Origin of the sequence: Devosia sediminis, from assembly GCF_016411825.1 — a bacterium.
Lineage (GTDB): Bacteria > Pseudomonadota > Alphaproteobacteria > Rhizobiales > Devosiaceae > Devosia > Devosia sediminis.
This window is the reverse complement of record NZ_JAEKMH010000001.1, coordinates 55,944-75,791: the sequence shown is the minus strand read 5'-3', so window position 1 is coordinate 75,791 and position 19,848 is coordinate 55,944. Positions and strand designations below refer to the sequence as shown.

23 protein-coding genes are annotated in these 19,848 nt (G+C 65.4%); 15 read left to right on the top strand and 8 right to left on the bottom strand.

Translation table 11 applies throughout. From position 1 onward, the window contains the following. Positions 1 to 171 precede the first annotated feature (171 nt). Positions 172 to 1,392 (top strand): NnrS family protein, encoded by a 1,221-nt coding sequence (locus JEQ47_RS00380; protein WP_198874411.1) that lies wholly within the window; start codon positions 172 to 174, stop codon positions 1,390 to 1,392. A 4-nt stretch (positions 1,393 to 1,396) separates the two neighbouring features. Here the strand turns inward: JEQ47_RS00380 and JEQ47_RS00375 are convergent, their stop codons facing one another. The 4 genes from JEQ47_RS00375 to JEQ47_RS00360 are packed head-to-tail and all read right to left on the bottom strand — an operon-like array spanning position 1,397 to position 3,863. Beyond that, complete coding sequence (locus JEQ47_RS00375; protein ID WP_198874410.1) at positions 1,397 to 1,705, bottom strand: metal-sulfur cluster assembly factor; 309 nt, start codon at positions 1,703 to 1,705, stop codon at positions 1,397 to 1,399. Then, complete coding sequence (locus JEQ47_RS00370) at positions 1,705 to 2,220, bottom strand: DUF2249 domain-containing protein (RefSeq protein ID WP_198874409.1); 516 nt, start codon at positions 2,218 to 2,220, stop codon at positions 1,705 to 1,707. The genes JEQ47_RS00375 and JEQ47_RS00370 overlap by 1 nt, the downstream gene beginning before the upstream one ends. Further along, complete coding sequence (locus JEQ47_RS00365; protein WP_198874408.1) at positions 2,217 to 3,569, bottom strand: hypothetical protein; 1,353 nt, start codon at positions 3,567 to 3,569, stop codon at positions 2,217 to 2,219. The genes JEQ47_RS00370 and JEQ47_RS00365 overlap by 4 nt, the downstream gene beginning before the upstream one ends. Before the next feature lie 51 nt (positions 3,570 to 3,620). Beyond that, complete coding sequence (locus tag JEQ47_RS00360; RefSeq protein WP_198874407.1) at positions 3,621 to 3,863, bottom strand: DUF2249 domain-containing protein; 243 nt, start codon at positions 3,861 to 3,863, stop codon at positions 3,621 to 3,623. Positions 3,864 to 4,106: 243 nt separating this feature from the next. Between JEQ47_RS00360 and ccoN the strand changes: the two genes are divergently transcribed. The 10 genes from ccoN to JEQ47_RS00310 all read left to right on the top strand — a co-directional run bounded on the left by ccoN (position 4,107) and on the right by JEQ47_RS00310 (position 12,545). After that, positions 4,107 to 5,750 carry a cytochrome-c oxidase, cbb3-type subunit I gene (ccoN, locus tag JEQ47_RS00355; RefSeq protein WP_198874406.1) on the top strand — a complete coding sequence of 548 codons (1,644 nt, stop codon included), beginning with the start codon at positions 4,107 to 4,109 and terminating at the stop codon, positions 5,748 to 5,750. 4 nt (positions 5,751 to 5,754) lie between these two features. Beyond that, positions 5,755 to 6,486, top strand: a complete 732-nt coding sequence (gene ccoO / locus JEQ47_RS00350; protein WP_198874405.1) for a cytochrome-c oxidase, cbb3-type subunit II — start codon at positions 5,755 to 5,757, stop codon at positions 6,484 to 6,486. Further along, positions 6,486 to 6,659 (top strand): cbb3-type cytochrome oxidase subunit 3, encoded by a 174-nt coding sequence (locus JEQ47_RS00345; RefSeq protein WP_198874404.1) that lies wholly within the window; start codon positions 6,486 to 6,488, stop codon positions 6,657 to 6,659. The genes ccoO and JEQ47_RS00345 overlap by 1 nt, the downstream gene beginning before the upstream one ends. Further along, on the top strand, positions 6,650 to 7,522 hold the full coding sequence (gene ccoP / locus JEQ47_RS00340) for a cytochrome-c oxidase, cbb3-type subunit III (RefSeq protein WP_198874403.1): 873 nt from the start codon (positions 6,650 to 6,652) through the stop codon (positions 7,520 to 7,522). Before JEQ47_RS00345 ends, ccoP begins: the two co-directional genes overlap by 10 nt. Further along, positions 7,519 to 7,719: a hypothetical protein gene (locus JEQ47_RS00335; protein ID WP_198875764.1), complete on the top strand. Its 201-nt coding sequence runs from the start codon at positions 7,519 to 7,521 to the stop codon at positions 7,717 to 7,719. Before ccoP ends, JEQ47_RS00335 begins: the two co-directional genes overlap by 4 nt. Before the next feature lie 271 nt (positions 7,720 to 7,990). Then, on the top strand, positions 7,991 to 8,785 hold the full coding sequence (locus JEQ47_RS00330; RefSeq protein WP_198874402.1) for a DUF2189 domain-containing protein: 795 nt from the start codon (positions 7,991 to 7,993) through the stop codon (positions 8,783 to 8,785). 161 nt (positions 8,786 to 8,946) lie between these two features. After that, entirely contained in the window at positions 8,947 to 11,181 is a 2,235-nt protein-coding gene (locus tag JEQ47_RS00325) for a heavy metal translocating P-type ATPase (RefSeq protein ID WP_198874401.1), read from the top strand. Next, positions 11,178 to 11,342, top strand: coding sequence for a cbb3-type cytochrome oxidase assembly protein CcoS (gene ccoS / locus JEQ47_RS00320; protein WP_198874400.1), 165 nt, complete (start codon positions 11,178 to 11,180; stop codon positions 11,340 to 11,342). The genes JEQ47_RS00325 and ccoS overlap by 4 nt, the downstream gene beginning before the upstream one ends. 67 nt (positions 11,343 to 11,409) lie before the next feature. Beyond that, a complete protein-coding gene (locus JEQ47_RS00315) occupies positions 11,410 to 11,862 on the top strand; it encodes a hemerythrin domain-containing protein (RefSeq protein ID WP_198874399.1) in 453 nt (150 codons plus the stop codon). Then, positions 11,859 to 12,545 carry an NnrU family protein gene (locus tag JEQ47_RS00310; protein ID WP_198874398.1) on the top strand — a complete coding sequence of 229 codons (687 nt, stop codon included), beginning with the start codon at positions 11,859 to 11,861 and terminating at the stop codon, positions 12,543 to 12,545. The genes JEQ47_RS00315 and JEQ47_RS00310 overlap by 4 nt, the downstream gene beginning before the upstream one ends. On the opposite strand, the gene JEQ47_RS00305 is transcribed toward JEQ47_RS00310, so the two are convergent. Together JEQ47_RS00305 and JEQ47_RS00300 are read right to left on the bottom strand one after the other, a co-directional pair. Beyond that, the gene (locus JEQ47_RS00305; protein WP_198874397.1) at positions 12,542 to 13,123 is read right to left on the bottom strand and encodes a UbiX family flavin prenyltransferase; all 582 of its coding nucleotides are present in this window, start codon (positions 13,121 to 13,123) and stop codon (positions 12,542 to 12,544) included. The genes JEQ47_RS00310 and JEQ47_RS00305 overlap by 4 nt on opposite strands. Then, positions 13,120 to 14,631, bottom strand: a complete 1,512-nt coding sequence (locus tag JEQ47_RS00300) for a UbiD family decarboxylase (RefSeq protein ID WP_198874396.1) — start codon at positions 14,629 to 14,631, stop codon at positions 13,120 to 13,122. The genes JEQ47_RS00305 and JEQ47_RS00300 overlap by 4 nt, the downstream gene beginning before the upstream one ends. A gap of 108 nt (positions 14,632 to 14,739) precedes the next feature. Here JEQ47_RS00300 and ubiT point away from each other — a divergent pair, with 108 nt between their 5' ends. Genes ubiT through JEQ47_RS00280 form a run of 4 tightly spaced genes read left to right on the top strand, consistent with a single transcriptional unit; the run spans position 14,740 to position 17,479 of the window. Then, positions 14,740 to 15,234, top strand: a complete 495-nt coding sequence (ubiT, locus tag JEQ47_RS00295) for a ubiquinone anaerobic biosynthesis accessory factor UbiT (RefSeq protein ID WP_198874395.1) — start codon at positions 14,740 to 14,742, stop codon at positions 15,232 to 15,234. Positions 15,235 to 15,237: 3 nt separating this feature from the next. Continuing rightward, positions 15,238 to 16,215 (top strand): ubiquinone anaerobic biosynthesis protein UbiU, encoded by a 978-nt coding sequence (gene ubiU / locus JEQ47_RS00290; RefSeq protein WP_198874394.1) that lies wholly within the window; start codon positions 15,238 to 15,240, stop codon positions 16,213 to 16,215. A gap of 2 nt (positions 16,216 to 16,217) precedes the next feature. Further along, entirely contained in the window at positions 16,218 to 17,123 is a 906-nt protein-coding gene (gene ubiV, locus JEQ47_RS00285) for a ubiquinone anaerobic biosynthesis protein UbiV (RefSeq protein ID WP_198874393.1), read from the top strand. Continuing rightward, positions 17,120 to 17,479, top strand: a complete 360-nt coding sequence (locus tag JEQ47_RS00280) for a hypothetical protein (protein WP_198874392.1) — start codon at positions 17,120 to 17,122, stop codon at positions 17,477 to 17,479. Before ubiV ends, JEQ47_RS00280 begins: the two co-directional genes overlap by 4 nt. 91 nt (positions 17,480 to 17,570) lie before the next feature. On the opposite strand, the gene tdh is transcribed toward JEQ47_RS00280, so the two are convergent. Together tdh and JEQ47_RS00270 are read right to left on the bottom strand one after the other, a co-directional pair. Then, positions 17,571 to 18,608 carry an L-threonine 3-dehydrogenase gene (gene tdh / locus JEQ47_RS00275; protein ID WP_198874391.1) on the bottom strand — a complete coding sequence of 346 codons (1,038 nt, stop codon included), beginning with the start codon at positions 18,606 to 18,608 and terminating at the stop codon, positions 17,571 to 17,573. Between the two features lie 13 nt (positions 18,609 to 18,621). After that, entirely contained in the window at positions 18,622 to 19,821 is a 1,200-nt protein-coding gene (locus JEQ47_RS00270) for a glycine C-acetyltransferase (protein ID WP_198874390.1), read from the bottom strand. Positions 19,822 to 19,848: the final 27 nt, after the last annotated feature.

Sequence of the window (19,848 nt, the reverse complement as noted above, 5' to 3'; positions counted from 1 at the left end):
CACCCTCGGGCCCGACCCGAGGGCCTACGTCGTGCTTGCCTTATCTCCTTGTGGGAGAAGGTGCCCGAGGGGCGGATGAGGGGTCTTCCTCCCACCCAACTTGCGCTGCCGCAAGGACAAGCCGGCCTTGACCCGCTAGTGCCAGGGCACCCGCCACCCCGAGGTGCCCGCATGGCCAACGAGACAGATGCCCATCCCATCAAGCGCAAGCCGGTGCCGCGCGGCATTGCCCATACCGGCCCCGTCATCCTCGCCTATGGCTTCCGCCCGTTCTTTCTCGGTGCCGGCATCTGGGCGGTGCTCGCCATGGCGCTCTGGATCGGCGCCCTGGTCCATGGTCTTCCTATCGGTGGCCCCTATGGCGGCCCCGCCTGGCACGCCCATGAAATGCTGTTCGGCTACACCTCGGCCGCCCTGGCCGGTTTCCTCCTCACCGCCATTCCCAACTGGACCGGGCGCCTCCCCGTTTCCGGCGCGCCGCTCGCCGCACTGGTTCTCGTCTGGCTCGCCGGCCGGCTGGCACTGATCGTGCCCGACGCCATCGGCCTCGTCTGGACCATCGCCCTCGACACCGCCTTCCTGCCGCTGCTCTTCGCCATCTGCTTGCGCGAAGTGGTGGCCGGAAAGAAGTGGCGCGATCTCAAGGTCCTGGCCGGCGTCCTCGCACTCGGCGCTGCCAACGGCGGCTTTCACGCCTTGGTCCTCACCCAGGGCGATCCAGCCCTTGCCAGCCGCCTCGCCGTCTCGGCCTATGTCATGCTCATCGGCATCATCGGCGGCCGCGTGGTCCCGAGCTTCACCCGCAACTGGCTGGCCAAACGCCACCTCACCAATCTACCTGCCTCCTATGACCGGCTCGATACGGCCGCACTCCTTGTCGCCCTTGTCGCGCTGGCCTTCTGGGTCGCCCTCCCCGAACATTGGGCAACGAGCCTCTTCTGTATCATCGCCGCCGGCCTCCACGCCGCGCGCCTCCATCGCTGGAAGGGCTGGCAAACCGGCGAAGAACGGCTGGTCCTCGTTCTCCATCTCGCTTATGCCGCCCTGCCCCTGGGGTTCGTCGCCGTGGCGCTGGTGCCTTTCGGGCTTCTTGATCCGGCCGGGGCGCTGCATGTGTTCACCGTCGGCGCCATCGGCCTCATGACTCTGGCGATCATGAGCCGTGCGACGCGTGGGCATACCGGCATGCCGCTGACGGCTCCGCCGCTCACGGCAATCAGCTATGGCTTCCTGGTCGTGGGCGCGATTTTCAGGCCCGCCGCCATGCTGCTGCCCGACCACTACATGACGCTGGTATCGCTCAGCGGCCTCTGCTGGATGCTGGCCTTCGTGCTCTACCTTTGGGAATATGCACCCGCCCTCGTCATCCGCCGCAAGCCGCGTCCGGATTGACCGGTCAGAACCGTACCGCCAGCTCCGGCACCATCATGTCGGGGCTCCAGGGCGGATCATAGGTCAGGTCCACGCTGACCTTTTCGACCCCTTCGACCGCAAGCGTCGCATCGGCCACGGCGTTCTGCAGGAAAGCGCTGGCCGGGCAGAAGCGGGCCGTCGTGGTCATCAGCACCACGACCACCCCATTCTCGCCGACATCCACGTCGTAGATCATGCCCAGGTCGACGATGTTGTGCCCGAGCTCGGGGTCGATCACCTTCCGCAGTGCCGCGCGGATATCGGCTTCGATTTCCATACGGCGGGAGATCATCAGCCCCTCCCGCCGGCCCGGACCATCAGCCGGTAGGCCGTGCCTTCGGCGTCGAAGTCGCCAGCCCAGGCATGGCCGCGCGTCTCGAGTTCGGGGAACAGGAAGACCGGCTCGCGATGCAGCAGCGCGAACAGCACCTCGCCCGCCTGCATGGTTTCGAGCGTCGCCAGGATCTGCACCATGGGTTCGGGCGGATCCATTTCCGAGCAATCGAGATAGTGGACCGGTTCGGGCCAGTTGTCCGGATTGCTGTCCCGCGCTACCGCGGCCGCACTGTCGCTGCCCACCGGTTCAGGGGTGAACAGCACCTGCCAGTCGCCACCATCGAGCGCCGTCGCCGTAAAGCCGAAACCCTTGGACTCCATCACCCGGAACAACGGCTCCGGTCGGAACGGGGCGATCAGCATCAGCGCCTGCCCCGCTTCGAGACCGCTCACGGCCCCCATGATCGCGCCGAATGGCTCGCCGCCATCGCGCAGGATCGGCCGCACATCGAGTTCGAATGGTTCTGTCATATCAAGCTCCTTGGTCTCAGCGCCGACCGCAGCAGTCGCGGCCCGGGTTGGTCCTGCCATTGCGCCGGCAGGTCGCGCAGCGTCCGGGCCCGCCAGAGCTGGTGCATGATCAGCAACACGGCCGCTAATTGTCCGCCCGCCGCCACCTGCACCACGCCAGTCCAGCCTGCGGCCATGCCCAAGCCACCTACTGCCACCATGGCGAAATAAAGCGCGTACCAGTGCCGGGCACGGCGCTCACGCACGAGGTCCTGGACCCGCGGCGTCTGCATGCGTCCCATCTGCGGCGCAAAACATTCGAGCCAGGTCAGAAACGGCACGATCTTGTAGAGCATGGCCAGCCCCAGCCCGCCCAGCCAGCCCAGCGCCAGCACCTGCACGGCCGCCGCCAACCCCGCCTCCGAGCCCATCGAACCGGCCACAACCACCGCCACAGTCCCGACACCCAGCATGACAAAGGCGCCGACGGCTGCCGCCATGTGCAATTCCAGCGCCGGGCGCCGGCGGCCGCGATAGAGGATCACCACATCGCCGGCATAGGCGGCCAGCGAAACAAGGCCCAGTAGCCCTGCAAGCCCTAGACCCAGCGGCCAAGGGGCATTGCTCGCCACCAGCACGCCCAGCACCGCGCACAACATCGCCAGCGCCGCCACCGCTGCAACGAACGCCAGGCGTGGCACGAAACCCTTCCGCTCGGGCGAAATCAGGAACATCGATACCAGGCGGTAGCTGACCCCCATTGCCGCGAGCGTCAGCCAGCCGCCCAGGCCGAATCCGGCATGCAGCGCCACCCCATGGGTCACCAGCGCCACCGCGAAATCGCCGCCGATCAGCCCGCTCAGCGCCGCCGCCAAGTTATCGCCCAGCAGCGTCGCCACCAGCGCACTCATCAGCGCCACCGCCACGAATCCCGCCGGCAGCGCAAGCGAGCTTGCGCGCAGCAACGTCGCGAACAGCATGACCGCCGCCACCGCGAACCCGGCGATGATGACGAGCCCACCCAGCGGCGCGAGATCGGCGCTGACCCAGGGCCAGTCCGCCAACGCCCCGAAGCCTGCGAGCAGCAGCAGGAGGCCCGCAACGATCAACCCCAGCGCCACCGGCGCGAGGCGCGGCAGCGCCAGTTCCCGCCCCACCAGCACCGGCAGGAACTGTATCAGCGCGCCGAGCATCAGGAGGCTGAGCCAGCCCACGACCACCAGATGCACGACGATCAGTGTTTCCGGCGCGAACAGTGCCACATGCGGATAGCCGAAGCCCGCGGCCATCAAGGCCAGCGCCACCACCAGCGCCGCCAGGGCGACGCCGAAATAGGTGAGCGTCCAGCGCGATATCGTCGCCATCTGCATCGCTGTCCTCCGGGGCAAGGGGAGCCGGCATGCGCCCCCCCGCATGGGCATTCAGGCGGCTTGCGCGCGGCCCAGTTCGACCCGCCACACGGCCGGGCCGGCCTCGAGATAGTTCCAGGAGAACTGGCCGGGATATTCGGCCTGCAACTGGTAGTGCAGCGGCCGCGGATCATGGTCGTTGATGATCACGAAGCTGTCGCCGACCGCGAGCGCATTGGCCATTGCAAAGATTTTCGGGTGCCGCTCCCGCGGCTGGATGGTGCGCACGTCGATGAAGGCTTTCTCTTCTGCCATCTGTCCTGTCCAGGCCGCTGATTGAGATGTGGCGCCGGGCGGCGGCCAGTCGCTCCGACGCTGGCCACGCTAGCCGGGCGCGGCGAGCAACACTTTGTCGCAGCGCAAACTCCCGCCTCGCCGCCAGCCTCGCCGGCTCAACCCGCCATATCTTTGATCCAAGTCAAAGATCGCCTTCGGCTTTCGACTAGGGCTGTTTTCTGCGGGTCTTCCGCTTGGGACCAATATACCGGGGACAGGGCAATGCTGGCTGACTTCACGCGCGCCGAACGGGTCGGGGCGCTCCTCATACTTGGCGGCCTCGTCGTGGTCGGTCTGGCCATGGCCATCGGCGGCCGCGGCGATATTCTGGGCGTGCATGGCTGGCTCGTCGCCGGCCTGTCCCTGGCCTTCTTCTTCGGCGCGATCCGGCAGTTCGACCTGCCCGAACCCTCGGCGGCCCGTCTCTCCGAATATTACGATGCGCCCACGCGCGCCGGCATCATCCTGACCCTCATCTGGGGCGTCATCGGCATGGCCGCCGGCTTCTGGGTCGCGGCGCTACTCGCCTGGCCCGATCTCACCTTCGATGTCGCCTGGCTGAGCTTCGGCCGCCTCAGGCCCATCCACACATCGGGCGTGATCTTCGGTTTCGGCGGCAACGCGCTGATCGCCACCTCGCTGCATGTGCTGCAGCGGACCACCCGCGCCCGCCTGCCCGATGCGCTGAGCCCCTGGTTCGTGCTCCTGGGCTACAATCTCTTCTGCATCGTCGCGGCCAGCGGCTACCTCATAGGCGTCACCCAGTCCAAGGAATATGCCGAGCCCGAATGGTATGCCGACATCTGGCTGGTCGTGGTCTGGGTGACCTATTTCGCCATTTACATGCGCACCCTCGCCCGCCGCAAGGAACCGCATATCTACGTGGCCAACTGGTACTACATGGCCTTCATCCTGGTCGTGGCCATCCTCCACATCGTCAACAATCTCGCCGTCCCGGTCTCGCTCGGCTCGGCCAAGTCCTTCTCGCTGTTCGCCGGCGTCCAGGATGCGATGACCCAGTGGTGGTACGGCCACAATGCCGTGGCCTTCTTCCTCACCGCCGGCTTCCTCGGCATGATGTATTACTACCTGCCCAAGCGCGCCAACCGGCCGATCTTCTCCTACCGGATGTCGATCATCAGCTTCTGGGGCATCACCTTCATGTATATGTGGGCGGGCTCGCACCACCTGCATTACACCGCCTTGCCTCATTGGGTGCAGACCCTGGGCATGGCCTTCTCGGTCGTGCTGCTGGTGCCGAGCTGGGCTTCTGCCGGCAATGCGCTGCTGACCCTCAACGGTGCCTGGCACAAGGTGCGCGACGATGCGGTCCTGCGCTTCATGGCGCTGGCGGCGATCTTTTACGGCATCACCACGTTCGAAGGCTCGTTCATGGCCATCCGCGCCGTGAATTCGCTCAGCCACTATACCGATTGGACCATCGGCCATGTGCATGCCGGGGCCCTGGGCTGGGTCGCCATGATCACCTTCGGCTCGCTCTATTCCATCATTCCGGGCATGTTCAAGAAGGAACGGCTCTATTCGCAGAAGCTGGTCGAAGTCCACTTCTGGCTCGCCCTCTCGGGCACCGTCATTTACGTCTTCGCCATGTGGAATTCGGGCGTCATCCAGGGCCTGATGTGGCGCACCTATGACGAGAGCGGCACCCTCACCTACTCCTTCCTCGACAGCCTCGAGGCCATGCACCCCTACTATATCGTGCGCGCCTTTGGCGGCCTGCTCTTCGTGCTCGGCGCCGCCACCGCCCTCTACAACACCATCATGACCATCCGCATGCCGGCTGAGGTCGAGCCCGACAGGGGTCAAGACCTGCCCGCCGAACCTGCACTGCAGGCCGGAGAATAGATCCATGTTCAAGTTCCACTATCGCCTCGAACGCTCGGCCATCGGCCTCGTCGCCTTCATCATCCTGGTGGCCTCGATCGGCGGTTTCATCGAGATCGCTCCGCTCTTCACCATCGACGAGACGGTCGAGAAGGCGGAGGACATGCGCGTCTTCACCCCGCTCGAAGTGGCCGGCCGCAATATCTACATCCGCGAAGGGTGCTATGCCTGCCACAGCCAGATGATCCGCACCCTGCGCGACGAGGTCGATCGCTACGGTCCCTACTCGCTGGCCGTGGAAAGCCAGTACGACCATCCCCAGCTCTGGGGCTCCAAGCGCACCGGGCCCGACCTCGCCCGCCTCGGCAACAAGTATTCCGACTCCTGGCATACCGCCCACCTCTACAACCCGCGCGATCTCGTGCCGCAGTCGAAAATGCCCGCCTATCGCTGGCTGCTGCGCGACCAATTGCGCACCGATGACCTGGGCAACCAGCTCGCCGCCCTGCGCGCCGTGGGCGTGCCCTACACCGACGAGCAGATCGCCAATGCCGCGCGGGACGCCTATGGCCAGGCTAACCCCGACAGCGCCGAGGCCCCGGGTGTGGCCGAGCGCTATGGCGAAGCCACCAATATCCGCGCCTTCGACGGCAATCAGGGTCCGCTCACCGACATGGATGCGCTCGTCGCCTACCTGCAGATGCTCGGGACGCTCACCGACGCTGCCTTCACAACCGAAACGGCGGAGGCCGAGTAATGCCATTCGACCATGACACTGTCGTCGGGTTCTCCAAGAGCTTTGGCCTCATCTACCTCGTGGTGCTGAGCGTCATTTGCCTCGCCTGGACTTACTGGCCGTCCAACAAGAAAGGCTTCGACGAAGCCGCGAAAATGCCTGTGCTCGAAGAGGACGACCGGCCATGGCGCTGAAGGAACGCGACGAATTCTCGGGCCAGATGACCACTGGCCACGAATGGAACGGCATCAAGGAACTCAACACTCCCGTGCCGAAGCTGCTCTGGGCCTTTCTTGGCACCATGGGCCTGTTCGCCATCGGCTGGACCGTGCTCATGCCGTCCTGGCCCGGTGTCAGCGGCTATTTTCGCGGCCTCCTGGGCTCCGACCAGCACCAGGCCGTGCGCCAGTCGCTGCAGGAAGCGGAACTGGCCAAGGCCGGGTGGACTGAGCGCCTAGCCACCGGGGACCTTGCTGCCCTCAGCCAGGATGAAGACATCATGGCAGTGGTGCGCCAGACCGGCCCGGCTCTCTTCGGCGACAACTGCGCCGGATGCCATGGTTATGATGCCGGCGGCAATAGCGGCTATCCCAACATTGCCCACGCCCCGATGATGTGGGGCGGCGATGTCGACACCGTGGCCGAGACCATCCGCGTCGGCATCAACGCCCCCCATCCCGAGACCCGCTACGGGCAGATGCTGGCCTTCGGACGCGACCAGATGCTGGGCAGCGAGGAGATCAGCGCGCTGGCCGATTACCTGGTTTCGCTGCAAGGCGAAAAGGCCCTGACCCCGGAGGAGACGGCTGCCGCCCAGACGCTCTTCGCCGACAATTGCGCCGCCTGTCATGGCGAGGACGCCGCTGGAATGGTGGAGACTGGCGCGCCCAATCTCACCGATGCCTTCTGGACCTATGGCGGCGACCGCTCCAGCATCCGCCATTCCATCTACAACGGCCGCCAGGGCACCATGCCCTCCTGGGAAGGGCGCCTCAGCCCCACCCAGATCCGCCTTCTCGCCCTCTATGTCATGGACCTGCGGGGAGCCACACCATGACCGCGCTCGACGGCGGCGCGCCCCGGCGGCGCTTTCTCCTCGGCTGGATGATCGGCCTCGGCCTAGTGGCCGTTCTGCTCGGCGCCAATGCCCACCTGGTCTACGTCGCCTTCACTTCGCAACCCGCCTGTGTGAGCCACCTGAAAGTCAGTGATGGCAGCCAGGACCATTTCCGGGCCGCCAAATCGGGATGCTGATCAATGATGGGGGTCACGACCTATCCGGCAACACCGGCCCTCACCTCCCCCTTGACGGGGGAGGTAGCGCCGCTCGGCCCAAAGGGCCGTAGCAGAGCTAGGTGGGAGTGTTCACTGGCTGGATTTGTCGTCCGCGTACCCCCACGCCACCGCTCGTCACCCTCGGGCTTGACCCGAGGGCCCTGTACTTAACCCCGCTGCCGCAATTGCAGACCTCTCGGGTCAAGCCCGAGGGTGACGCCCGGTGAACTGATCCTGGGAGATCAATTCTATGTCCAGCTCTGCCGATATTCTCCCCCCGTACGAACCGGCCAAGCCGCGTGCCGTCAATCACAACCGCCACCTGCCCATGGCCGCCCCCCTGGCCTGGCTCTCCGCCGGCTGGCGAGACCTGTGGACCCGCCCGGTCCCGAGCCTGGCCTATGGCCTCGGCGTGACCCTGGTCTCCTATGCCATCATCTACGCCATGTTCACTTTCGGCTGGGCGCAGATCCTGTTCCCGGCCCTTTCAGGCTTCCTGGTGGTCGGTCCGCTGCTGGCCACCGGCCTCTACGTCAAGAGCCGCAAGCTTGCCGCAGGCGAAAAGGTCACTTTCGGTGCCATGCTGTTCCCGCGCGGCGGCATGCATCTGTTCTTCGTCGGCGCCGTGCTGATGACGCTGATGCTGGTCTGGGTTCGGGCTGCGGTGCTGCTCTATGCGCTGTTTTTCGGCTGGCGGCCGTTTCCGGGCTTCGACCAGGTGACGGCGATGCTGTTCACCACGCCCGAAGGCCTCTGGATGCTGCTGGTCGGCACGGCCGTGGGCGGGCTCTTTGCGACCTTCTCCTTCGCCATCGGCGCCTTTTCCATACCGCTCGTGCTTGACCGTCACCGGGATGCTTTCTCGGCCATGGGCCTTTCACTGTCCTACGTCACCAACAACACGCCGGCGACCCTGGTCTGGGCCGCGCTGGTCGTGGCGCTGGTGCTCGTGAGCCTTGCCACGGGCCTCCTCGCCCTGATCGTCATCTTCCCCCTTCTCGGCCACGCCACCTGGCACGCCTACCTCGCCGTGCGGGATGAGTAGGACTGCAGTGAAATGAACCGGCGCCAGTACCCCTACCCTCATTTCCTCCCCACAAGGGGGAAGGAGGCGCCAGGCCACACCGCCGGTGTTAATCGTCTCCCTCCGTCTCGTGGCGAGGGATCAAGGGTGGGGGTTTTCTCCGAGGCGATTGGACTGTCTTCATGACTTGCTGCGCCCCCACCCCCGTCTTTGCCGAAGCCCTGGCCGGCGGCCCGGACCGTGGCCCCTCGGAAAACGAGGTTCGCCTCGCCAGCCGTGACCTGGGCGAGGGCCTGCGTCAGTCCGAATTCTCGGTGCCATCGGTCCATTGCGGCGCCTGCATTCGGACCATCGAGACCGCGCTCGACGCCCTGCCCGGCATTGTCTCGACCCGCGTCAATCTCTCGGGCAAGCGGGTCACCGTGCGCTGGCGCGAGAGCGAGATCATGCCGCCCATGGTGCGCCGCATGGTCGAATTGGGCTATGAGCCCAATATCTTCTCGCTCGAACAGGCCGGCAAGGATGCGAGCTTTACCGGGCTCATCCGCGCGCTTGCGGTCGCCGCCTTTTGTTCGATGAACATCATGATGTTTTCGGGCTCGGTCTGGGCCGGCGCCGACGGCCCGACCCGCGACCTGCTGCACTGGATCTGTGCCGCCCTCACCCTCCCCGCGCTCGTCTATTCCGGCCGCGTCTTCTACCAGTCCGCCTGGACGGCACTGCGTGCCGGCCGCACCAATATGGATGTGCCGATCACCATCGGCATCGCCATGGCCTTCGGTCTCAGCCTCTACGACACCATGACCTCGGGTCATGAGGTCTATTTCGACGCCGTCGCGTCGCTGATCTTTTTCCTGCTCATCGGCCGCACGCTCGACCATGCCATGCGCGAGCGCGCCCGCAACGCGGTCAAGGGCCTGGCCCGGCTCGCCCCATCAGGGGCCCTGGTCCTCGATGGCAAGGACGGTCCCGCCTTCCTGCCACTCGCCGACATTGCTCCGGGATCGACCGTCGCGGTCGCCACCGGCGAGCGCATTCCGCTCGATGGCGAGGTCCTGACCGGCGCCAGCACCCTCGACAAGAGCCTTCTCACCGGCGAGAGCCTGGCCGAACCTGTGGGGCCAGGGGAGACCGTGCCCGCCGGCGCTCTCAACCTGTCGGGCCCCCTCACCGTCCGCACCACGGCCGACGAGCGCGGCTCCACCCTAAACCGCCTCGTCACCCTGCTCGAGGATGCCGAGGCCAGCCGCAACCGCTATCGCCGCATCGCCGACCGCGCCGCCGCCTGGTACTCGCCGGTCGTGCATCTGGCCGCCGCCCTCGCCTTCGTCCTCTGGATGCTGTTCAATGGCGACCTGCACAATGCCACGACCATTGCCATCGCCGTCCTCATCATCACCTGTCCCTGCGCCCTCGGCCTCGCCGTGCCGATGGTTCAGGTCATGGCCGCCCGCCGTCTGTTCGAGGCCGGCATCATGGTCCGCGATGGCGCCGCGCTCGAACGTCTGGCCGAGGTCGACATGGTCATTTTCGACAAGACCGGCACGCTGACTTCGGGCCTCGCGACGCCCATCGCCCTCTCCGGTGCGCCCGAAGACCTGGCGCTGGCGTCGAGCCTCGCCGCCCGCTCGCGCCACCCCTATTCCATCGCCATCGCCCGCGCTTTCCGGTCTGCTCGCGATCTCGCCTGGACCGACGTCATCGAGCATCCCGGTCTTGGCATCGAGGCGCGCCTCGACAGGCACCTTTACCGGCTCGGGCGCAGCGGCTGGTCGGGTCCGGACGACGAAAATGCCGGCACGACCCTTTCATGCGATGGCGAGCCACTCGCGACTTTCACCTTCGAGGATCATCTGCGTCCCAATGCTGCTGCTGGCGTTGACAGTCTGCTAGCAAATTCGCTCGATGCGCAGATCCTGTCGGGTGATCGCCCGAAGCTGGTGGAAAAGCTCGCCGCCCGCCTCGGCATTGCCGGCCAGGGCGGTCTTCTGCCGCAGGATAAGTTCAATCACGTTAATGGCTTGGAACAATCTGGCCGCCGGGTTTTGATGGTTGGCGACGGGCTGAACGACACGCCGGCCATGGCCCGCGCCCATGTCTCCATGGCCCCCGGCACGGCCATCGATATCGGTCGCAACGCCGCCGATTTCGTATTTCTCCGCAACGACTTAGCTGCCGTCCCCGCCGCCATCGCCATCGCCCGCGAGGCCAATGTCCTGGTGCGCCAGAACCTGGTTTTAGCCATGCTTTACAATGCGATAGCCCTTCCGGTCGCCATTGCCGGGCTGGTCAACCCGTTCGTCGCCGCCGTCGCCATGTCCGCCTCTTCGGTCGTGGTCGTGGTCAACGCCCTCCGCCTCGGCTGGCACCCGCTACGCCGTCCGCCTGTCGCGCAACTGAAAGATCGGACAGCATGACCGACTTCTTCTATCTCATTCCAATCTCTATCGTTTTGGGTTTGCTGGGGCTGCTGGTTTTCCTCTGGACGCTGCGCAATGGCCAATACGACGACCTCGACGGTGCTGCCGAACGCCTGCTCTACGAGGAGGACGTCCCCCGCAACGACCGCCCCCATTGATCGATCGCAAAGTACCGTCCGTCCCCGTGCGCTAGAACCATCGTGCAAGACCACGGAGCTGCCGGAAATGATAGGAGATTCAACGTTCAAGGCGCTGAACGACTGTTACTTGCGTCTGCTTTCGACCTGCGATGCGCTTGAGGCGGTCGCCGATGCACTCCCCGGCCCCGTTGCCGCCGATCACTGCCGGGCGCTGGCCAGCGCCACCCTCGGCATTGTCGCCGAGACCCACAAAATCGAGGAACAGGTGCTGCTGCCGGCGCTCGCTGCATCGACCCGGCAGGAATTGCGCCTTGTGGCAGAACGGCTTAGGCAGGAGCATGCATTCGATAGCCTGACCGCCATGGAAATCGATGACGCGCTGGGGTCACTGGCCGACGGTCGGCCCAGCCTTTCCGCCGATGCCATCGGCTACCTGCTGCGCAGTTTCTTCGAAAGCGTGCGCCGCCATGTTCACGCAGAACAGGACCTTATCCTGCTCATATCAAACGAAAATTCATCGGGAAGGCACCACCATTGATCCAGTTCCTTCTCGCCGTTGCGCTGTTCCTGGCGCTCCATTCCGTCCCGGCCATTCCCGCCATTCGCCAGCGACTCGTCGAACGGCTCGGCCGGCGCCTCTACCTGATACTTTATTCCCTCGCCTCGATCCTGAGCCTCGTCTGGGTCTTTCACGCCGCCTTCGCACTGGACTATGTCGAGCTCTGGCCACCGGCTCCGTGGCAGGCATGGCTGACCTTGGCGCTGGTGCCTATCGCCTTGTTTTTGCTGATTGCCGGGCTGCTGAGCCCCAATCCACTCTCAGTGAGCTTTCGACGGGGCGAGGCAACGCCAGGCGCAGTAGTTTCGATCACGCGCCATCCCGTATTGTGGGGCTTCATCCTCTGGGCCTTCGGGCATGTCATTGCCAATGGAGACCTCCGGAGCCTCATGCTTTTCGGCACGCTCGGCCTCTTCGCGGGTCTTGGCATCATGATGACTGAAAAACGCAACCGCAGACGCCTCGGAGAGGAATGGGATAGAGCCGTCGCAGGCACGTCCATCCTGCCCTTTGTTGCCATAGCGACTGGTCGCGCGCGCCTTGGCGTCGACCGCACCATGCTGCTGAGCCTCGTCCTGGCCCTCATCATCACGGTCTGGTTGCTGATGGGCGGACATGCCGCTCTCTTCAGCGCCGATCCACTGGCGCTGGCCGCGTCCTAATCGTCACCCGCCCAGGCCAGCGCTTCCGGCTCGCCCGGCAGTGCCAGTAGGTCGATGGCCCGGGCAGCCAGGTGGTCGACGATATCGCCCACCGTCTGCGGCCGGTGATAGAAGGCCGGCACCGGCGGCATCACGATCGCTCCCATTTCGGTCACGGCCGACATATTCCGCAAATGTCCAAGATGCAGCGGCGTTTCCCGCGCCAGCAGCACCAGCCGACGGCGTTCCTTGAGATGCACGTCGGCAGCCCGCGACACGAGTGTGTCCGAGATACCGGTCGCAATGGCCGCCAGCGTCCGCATCGAACAGGGCGCGACGATCATGCCCGCGGTACGGAACGAGCCGCTGGCAATGGTCGCACCGATATCGCTCGCCTCGTGCACCTGCCGGACCACAGCTCGTAGGCGATCAGGGGCGTCGTCACCGACTTCATAACGCAAGGTCCGGTGCGCTGCATCCGAGACAACAAGGTGTGTCGCCACATCGCCACGGCTCGCAAGACGCTCGGCAATGCGCAGTCCCAAGGCGGCTCCCGAAGCCCCCGTGAGGGCGAGCACCACCTGCAAGGTCCCGCTCATCGCGCTAATCCCAGTTCCTGCCACAGATCATCCACCCGCTCCTTGACCTCCTCGGACATAAGCAGCGGCCGGCCCCATTCCCGGCCGGTTTCGGCCCCGATCTTGTTGGTCGCGTCCAGCCCCAGCTTTCCACCAAGGCCAGGCTTTGGCGACGCAAAATCGAGATAGTCGATGGGCGTATCGGGGATCATCACCAGGTCGCGCATGGCGTCGAAACGCGTGGAAACGGCCCACATGACATCGCCCCATTGGCGCACATCGATATCGGGATCCACCGCGATGATCAGCTTGGTCATGGAGAACTGCGGGAGCATGGACCAGAGGCCCATCATCACCCGCCGCGCCTGGCCCGGATAGCGCTTGTCGATGGACATGACCATGGCGCGATAGGAGCACGCCTCCGGCGGCAACCACAGGTCCACGATCTCGGGAAACTGCTGGCGGGCCAGCGGTACGAAGAGCGGGGTCATGGCCTCGCCCAGCCGCGACGGCTCGTCGGGTGGTCGGCCGGTATAGGTAGAGAGGTAGACGGCTTGGTGCCGCATGGTGATGGCCTGGAGCCTCACCACAGGGAATGGTTCGACCGAATTGTAATAGCCGGTATGGTCGCCATAAGGACCTTCGGCAGCGGTCTCGGCGGCGCTAACCATGCCTTCGAGCACGATTTCCGCCTCGGCCGGCACAGGCAGGCCGACACTCACGGCGCGCGCCACCCCGCTTTGCCGCCGTCGCAGCACACCGGCAAACGCCATCTCGTTGAGCCCGTCGGGCAGCGGCATGACCGCAGCCAAGAGCGTTGCCGGATCGGCGCCGATGGCGATGGCAATCGGCATGTCCTGCCCCTTGTCACGCCAGAGACGATGGTGCCTCGCCCCGCCCCTGCTCGGCAGCCAGCGCACGATCGCCCTGTACTTGCCCAGGACCTGCATCCGATAGACCCCGACATTGATATCGCCTGGATCGTCGGGCGCCCGCGTGATCACCAACGGCCAGGTGATGAGCGGCGCCGGCTCGCCCGGCCAGCAGGTCTGGATGGGGAGGCGTGTGAGATCGACATCCTCCCCCCGCAGGACAACTTGCTGGCAGGCCGGCCGCATGATCGGCCTGGTGCGCAGGCTCAGCGCGGCGCGCAGCATGTCGCGCTGAGCCCAGGCACTGCGCAGGTCCCGAGGGGGCTTGGGCGCGCGCAACTGTGCCAGTCCTTCGCCGAGTGCGGGAAGGTCCGCAACGTCCAGCCCCATGCCCAGGGCAATCCGCTCGCTGGTGCCGAAGAGGTTGACCAGCACCGGCATCGGGGACAGTGCGCCATCGGCCATGACCGGCTGTTCCAACAGCAGCGCCGGACCCTCGGCTTCGAGCACCCGGCGGTGAATTTCGGTGACTTCGTGCACCATGCTGATCGGCCGGTCGATGCGCCGGATGAGGTTCCGTGCCTCCAGCAGCCGGACGAAGTCGCCGAGGCTGGATGCAATGGGATGCCTGGGTTTTGGAAGCAGGGGCTGGGTCATGGCCTAGCCCTACGGGAGCGATACGCGGCTTTCCTTGCGCTGCATCAATGTTGCGATGCCCGCCGCCCGCTAAGGCTGATGTCGCGTCCACTCAACAGGAGCCGCCAGATGCTGCTGCCGCGCCCGCTCACCCTGGTTATCGACCGCTTGCCCCTCGCCTTGGTGCAGCGCGTCATTTCCCAGGTCTTCAACCGGGCGCTGCAGCAGCACCCTGACCTGTTCGACAGGCTTGGCCACGAAGCGGACAAGCGCTTCTGCTTCACCCCGAGCGATCTCGACCTCGCTTTCATCGTCCATCCCGTAAGCCGGTCCATCCGCGTTTCCCGCAAGTCCAGAGCGCCGCGCTGCGATGCTGGCGTCACCGGCCCCATGCTGACCTTGCTGGCATTGCTCGAAGGCCGCATCGATGGCGATGCCGTGTTCTTTTCGCGCAGCCTGGCTGTGTCGGGCGACATGGAGGCCATGCTGGCCCTGCGCAACGCCCTGGACGATTGCAGCTTCGACCTGCCGGCTGACCTTGCTGGGATGGCCGGTCCCTTGGCCGGCCCATTCCGGCAGCTTGCCGAGCTGGTGCGGCAGCGCGCCCTTGCTGGACTGGTTTAGTCCATGGAGCTGATCTGCCCCGCTGGCACCCCCGCCGCCTATCGCGAAGCCGTCGAGGCCGGCGCCGATGCGGTCTACTGCGGCTTTCGTGACGAGACCAATGCCCGCAACTTCCCCGGCCTCAATTTCACGCGGGACGAACTGCGCGAGGCTGTTGCGCATGCGCATTCGAGGGGCGTCCAGACCTATGTCGCGCTCAACACCTTCATGCGCGCCGGCAGCGAAGACACCTGGTACCGCGCCACCGACGACGCCGTGGCGGCCGGCGCCGATGCGGTGATCCTGGCCGACATGGCGCTGATGGACTATGTCGCCGACAGATATCCCGAACAGCGCCTGCATGTCTCGGTGCAGGCCTCGGCCTCCAATGTCGATGCGGTGAGTCTTCTGGTCGAGAGTTTTGGTGCCAAGCGGTTAGTGCTGCCGCGCGTGCTGACCGTGGCGGAAATCGCCAACATTGCGCGCCAGGTCGATTGCGAGCTGGAGGTCTTTGCCTTTGGCGGCCTCTGCGTGATGGCCGAGGGGCGGTGTTCGCTTTCCTCCTATGTAACGGGTAAGTCACCGAATATGCAGGGAGTTTGTTCGCCGGCGAGCCATGTGCGGTATCGCGAGGATGGGCCGGACATGGTCTCGGAACTCGGCGGCTTCACCATCAATCGCTTCGGTGAAGGTGAACCCGCGGGCTATCCGACGCTCTGCAAAGGCCGCTTCCACATTGCCGACGACGACGGCTATGCCTTTGAAGATCCTGTCAGTCTTGACGTCATGGAACACCTGGATGCGCTGCGGGCCGCGGGCGTGACCGCCCTCAAGATCGAGGGCCGGCAGCGCGGCAAGGCTTATGTCGCGCAGGTCGTCTCCAGTTTACGGGCTGCCCTCCTGGCACCCAAAGATGAACGGCCCCAGAAGCTGGCGCACCTGCACCGGCTGAGCGAGGGCCAGCGCACCACGTCTGGCGCCTACGACAAGAAGTGGCGGTGACGATGGCCGACCTATCCGCCCTCAAGATTACCATTGGCCCGATCCCCTATCTGTGGTCCGGCGAAAAATGGCGCGACTTCTATTACCGCATCGCTGAGTCGGGGCATGTCGATGCGGTGACGCTGGGTGAGGTGGTCTGTTCCAAGCGAGACCACTTCACCCGGCCCTTTCTGCCCCAGGTCGTCGAGCGGCTCACCGCCTCGGGCAAGTCCGTGGCCCTTGCTTCGCTCGCCCTCGTGACGCTCGACCGCGAAGTGGCGCAAACGCGACGCCTTGCCGCCGAGGCTCCGCTGGCGGAGGCCAATGACCTTTCGGCGCTCCGCCTGCTTGCCGGCAAACCGCATCTCGTCGGCCCCTTCGTCAATGTCTACAATGGCGCCACGGCAAAGTTGCTGGCGAGACGCGGGGCCACCCGCATTTGTCTCGGGCCGGAACTGCCGGCGAGCTCCATCGCCTCGATCGTCGCCGGGGCGCCCGACATCGACTACGAGATCATCGCCTTTGGCCGCCTGCCGCTCGCCATTTCCGCCCGCTGCGCCCATGCGCGAGCCAAGGGCCATACCAAGGACAATTGCCAGTTCGTCTGCGGCGATGAACCCGACGGCCTCGATGTCGACACGCTCGACGGCCAGCCTTTCCTCACCGTCAACGGCGTCCAGACCATGTCGCGCCACTGCCAGGTGCTGCTCAACGACCTGCCGCCACTGGCAGACATGGGTGTCACCCACCTGCGCCTCTCGCCGCAGGACTGCGACATGGTTGCGGTGGCCGCAATCTATGCCGATGTCCGCGATGGGCGCATGAATCCCGACGAGGGAACCACCAGGCTCAAGGCAATCTATCCGGCAGCGCCTTTTGCCAACGGGTTCCTCCATGGCGTAGCCGGCATGGACTGGGTAGCGGCATGAACCGGCACTTGCCCATGCGCGACACGTCCAACCCCGACATCCTGGTGGAGCGCATCCGGTCGATCATCGGTACGGTTGCCCTCGATTGCGATTGCCGGCAGCGGGTCAACGATGCGCTCGGGCGCTTCGTCGAGATGGAACAACAGCGCGAAACGCGCCGTCACCTGCTCTCCTCGCGCCATCACCGCGCCGCCATCGCCGCCCTGGTCGACCTCCTGACCGAGCTCGAGGACATCAGTTGGCAGGAGACCGATCGCGGAGTCTTTGCGGAATTCGCGCACCTGTTCGAGGACATTGCCGAACACGCCATGCGCGGCGCGACCGAGCTCCGACAGATGGGAAATCGGGCGCCATGATCGCCCCCATGCCCGGCGCCTGCCCTGCCGCTCTTGCGCAGGCCGAAGTGTTGCCCGGGGCGCCCGCCTCGGTGGATGCCGCGACGGAGCCCTAGCGCGCCTTCACGCCGGACCAGTCCAGCACGACCTTGCCGGCTCCGCCGCCAAGGGCCCGCGCAAAACCCTGTTCGAAATCGGCGGCGGCAAAGCGGTCGGTGATGACCGGGCGCACGTCCAGCCCGCTTTCGAGCATAGCCATCATCTTGTGCCAGGTCTCGAACATCTCGCGCCCATAGATGCCCTTGAGCGTGATCATGCGCAGCACCAGCTTGGCGAGATCGAAATTGAATGGCTTTGACGGCAGGCCGAGCACGGCAATCTTGCCGCCCATGACCATGTGATCAATCATCTGTTCGAGCGCCACCGGGGCGCCGCTCATTTCGAGGCCGACATCGAAGCCTTCCTGCATGCGAAGGCGGCTCGTGTCGCGGAGGCTCTCGCGCGAAACATCGACAGTGGTGATGTCCGCCACTTTCTGAGCCAGCGCCAGACGGTCGGCATTGACGTCGGTGATGACCACATGGCGGGCTCCGATATGACGGGCCACGGCCGCCGCCATGATGCCGATCGGTCCGGCGCCGGTGATCAGCACATCCTCGCCGACAAGATCGTAACTGAGCGCCGTGTGGACGGCATTGCCGAGCGGATCGAGGATGGCGCCGATCTCGTCATCGATCGTGTCGGGCAGCGGGATGACGTTGAAGGCGGGAATGCGCACATATTCGGCAAAGGCGCCCGGCAGGTTGACCCCCACGCCCTTGGTATCGGGATCGAGGTGGAATTTGCCAGCGCGCGCGGCGCGGCTCTTCATGCCGATGACATGGCCTTCGCCGGACACCCGCTGTCCCGGCTTGAGCCCCCTGACATTGGCGCCCAATTCGGCAATGGTGCCGCAATATTCGTGGCCCGTGGTGATCGGCACCGGCACCGCGCCCTGCGCCCACTCATCCCACTTGAAGATGTGCAGATCGGTGCCGCATATGCCGGTCCTGCTGACCTTGATCAGCACATCGTCCGGGCCGATTTCGGGCACCGGAACGTCCTGCATCCACAGACCAGGCCGCGCTTCGGCTTTGACCAAGGCTTTCATCCGGGGTCTCCAATCAGATCAGGGCAAGGGCCTTGCCGGCGTCGACAAAGGCACTGATCGCCGTGTCGACATCGGCAGGGGTCAGCGCGGCAGACATCTGCGTGCGAATGCGCGCTTGCCCCTTGGGCACGACCGGGAAGGAAAACGCCGAGACCAGCACACCGCGCCTGACAACCTCGGCCGCCAGGGCCTGCGCCTTGCCCGCATCATGCACCATGACTGGGATGATCGGCGTATTGCCGGGTACCAGCTCGAAGCCGGCGCTGCTCATCGCCGCGCGGAAATGCTGGACATGCTGGAGGAGCAGCGCGCGCCGGTCATCTGCAGCTGCCGCGAGCTCAATGGCCTTCAGCGCACCGGCCGCCATGGCCGGGGGCAAGACATTGGAAAAGAGATAGGGCCGCGCGCGCTGGCGCAGCAGGTCGATGATCGGCTGGCTGGCAGCGATGAAGCCGCCCATGGCGCCGCCCAGCGTCTTGCCCAGGGTGCCCGATATGATGTCGATCCGATCGCCGACGCCGGTGAGTTCAGGCGTGCCGCGACCACCCGCGCCGAGATGGCCAGTGGCGTGGCAATCGTCGATCATCACCATGGCGCCGTAGCGCTCGGCCAGGGCGCAGATTTCCGGGAGCTTGGCGACATGCCCATCCATGGAAAACACGCCATCGGTGACGATCAGCTTGAAACGCAGTCCGGAGTCGGTGGCGGCCTTGAGCCGGGCCTCCAGCTCATCCATGTCGCCATTGGTATAGCGATAGCGCTGCGCCTTGGAGAGGCGGACTCCATCGATGATCGAGGCGTGGTTGAGGGCATCGGAAATCACCGCGTCCTGATCGGTCAGGATCGTCTCAAACAGCCCCCCATTGGCGTCGAAGCACGAGCCGAAGAGAATTGCGTCGGCCTTGCCCAAGAAGCCGGCAATGGCCTGTTCCAGTTGCCGGTGCAAACTATGCGTGCCGCAAATGAAGCGCACTGACGCCATGCCGAAGCCGTCCCGCGCCAGCGCCTGCTGTGCGGCGGCAACGATGTCGGGATGATTGGCGAGGCCGAGATAGTTATTGGCGCACAGGTTGACGACAGTGCCGGCGTCTCGGCCCGAGAGTGCGACGACGCCGCCTTGCGGTCCTTGAAGCACTTGCTCGCGCTTGCTCAGGCCATCCGCCTCGATCGCATCAAGCAAGGTTCTTGCGTGCGCGGAAAATCCGGAATCCATCGCATCCTCCATTCCAATTCAGTGGAA

What these genes read in the sequence shown, in the direction of transcription:
- JEQ47_RS00380 (WP_198874411.1), top strand. Translation starts at nt 172, where the DNA reads ATGGCCAACGAGACAGATGCCCATCCCATCAAGCGCAAGCCGGTGCCG.
- JEQ47_RS00375 (WP_198874410.1), bottom strand. Translation starts at nt 1,705, where the DNA reads ATGATCTCCCGCCGTATGGAAATCGAAGCCGATATCCGCGCGGCACTG.
- JEQ47_RS00370 (WP_198874409.1), bottom strand. Translation starts at nt 2,220, where the DNA reads ATGACAGAACCATTCGAACTCGATGTGCGGCCGATCCTGCGCGATGGC.
- JEQ47_RS00365 (WP_198874408.1), bottom strand. Translation starts at nt 3,569, where the DNA reads ATGCAGATGGCGACGATATCGCGCTGGACGCTCACCTATTTCGGCGTC.
- JEQ47_RS00360 (WP_198874407.1), bottom strand. Translation starts at nt 3,863, where the DNA reads ATGGCAGAAGAGAAAGCCTTCATCGACGTGCGCACCATCCAGCCGCGG.
- ccoN (WP_198874406.1), top strand. Translation starts at nt 4,107, where the DNA reads ATGCTGGCTGACTTCACGCGCGCCGAACGGGTCGGGGCGCTCCTCATA.
- ccoO (WP_198874405.1), top strand. Translation starts at nt 5,755, where the DNA reads ATGTTCAAGTTCCACTATCGCCTCGAACGCTCGGCCATCGGCCTCGTC.
- JEQ47_RS00345 (WP_198874404.1), top strand. Translation starts at nt 6,486, where the DNA reads ATGCCATTCGACCATGACACTGTCGTCGGGTTCTCCAAGAGCTTTGGC.
- ccoP (WP_198874403.1), top strand. Translation starts at nt 6,650, where the DNA reads ATGGCGCTGAAGGAACGCGACGAATTCTCGGGCCAGATGACCACTGGC.
- JEQ47_RS00335 (WP_198875764.1), top strand. Translation starts at nt 7,519, where the DNA reads ATGACCGCGCTCGACGGCGGCGCGCCCCGGCGGCGCTTTCTCCTCGGC.
- JEQ47_RS00330 (WP_198874402.1), top strand. Translation starts at nt 7,991, where the DNA reads ATGTCCAGCTCTGCCGATATTCTCCCCCCGTACGAACCGGCCAAGCCG.
- JEQ47_RS00325 (WP_198874401.1), top strand. Translation starts at nt 8,947, where the DNA reads ATGACTTGCTGCGCCCCCACCCCCGTCTTTGCCGAAGCCCTGGCCGGC.
- ccoS (WP_198874400.1), top strand. Translation starts at nt 11,178, where the DNA reads ATGACCGACTTCTTCTATCTCATTCCAATCTCTATCGTTTTGGGTTTG.
- JEQ47_RS00315 (WP_198874399.1), top strand. Translation starts at nt 11,410, where the DNA reads ATGATAGGAGATTCAACGTTCAAGGCGCTGAACGACTGTTACTTGCGT.
- JEQ47_RS00305 (WP_198874397.1), bottom strand. Translation starts at nt 13,123, where the DNA reads ATGAGCGGGACCTTGCAGGTGGTGCTCGCCCTCACGGGGGCTTCGGGA.
- JEQ47_RS00300 (WP_198874396.1), bottom strand. Translation starts at nt 14,631, where the DNA reads ATGACCCAGCCCCTGCTTCCAAAACCCAGGCATCCCATTGCATCCAGC.
- ubiT (WP_198874395.1), top strand. Translation starts at nt 14,740, where the DNA reads ATGCTGCTGCCGCGCCCGCTCACCCTGGTTATCGACCGCTTGCCCCTC.
- ubiU (WP_198874394.1), top strand. Translation starts at nt 15,238, where the DNA reads ATGGAGCTGATCTGCCCCGCTGGCACCCCCGCCGCCTATCGCGAAGCC.
- ubiV (WP_198874393.1), top strand. Translation starts at nt 16,218, where the DNA reads ATGGCCGACCTATCCGCCCTCAAGATTACCATTGGCCCGATCCCCTAT.
- JEQ47_RS00280 (WP_198874392.1), top strand. Translation starts at nt 17,120, where the DNA reads ATGAACCGGCACTTGCCCATGCGCGACACGTCCAACCCCGACATCCTG.
- tdh (WP_198874391.1), bottom strand. Translation starts at nt 18,608, where the DNA reads ATGAAAGCCTTGGTCAAAGCCGAAGCGCGGCCTGGTCTGTGGATGCAG.
- JEQ47_RS00270 (WP_198874390.1), bottom strand. Translation starts at nt 19,821, where the DNA reads ATGGATTCCGGATTTTCCGCGCACGCAAGAACCTTGCTTGATGCGATC.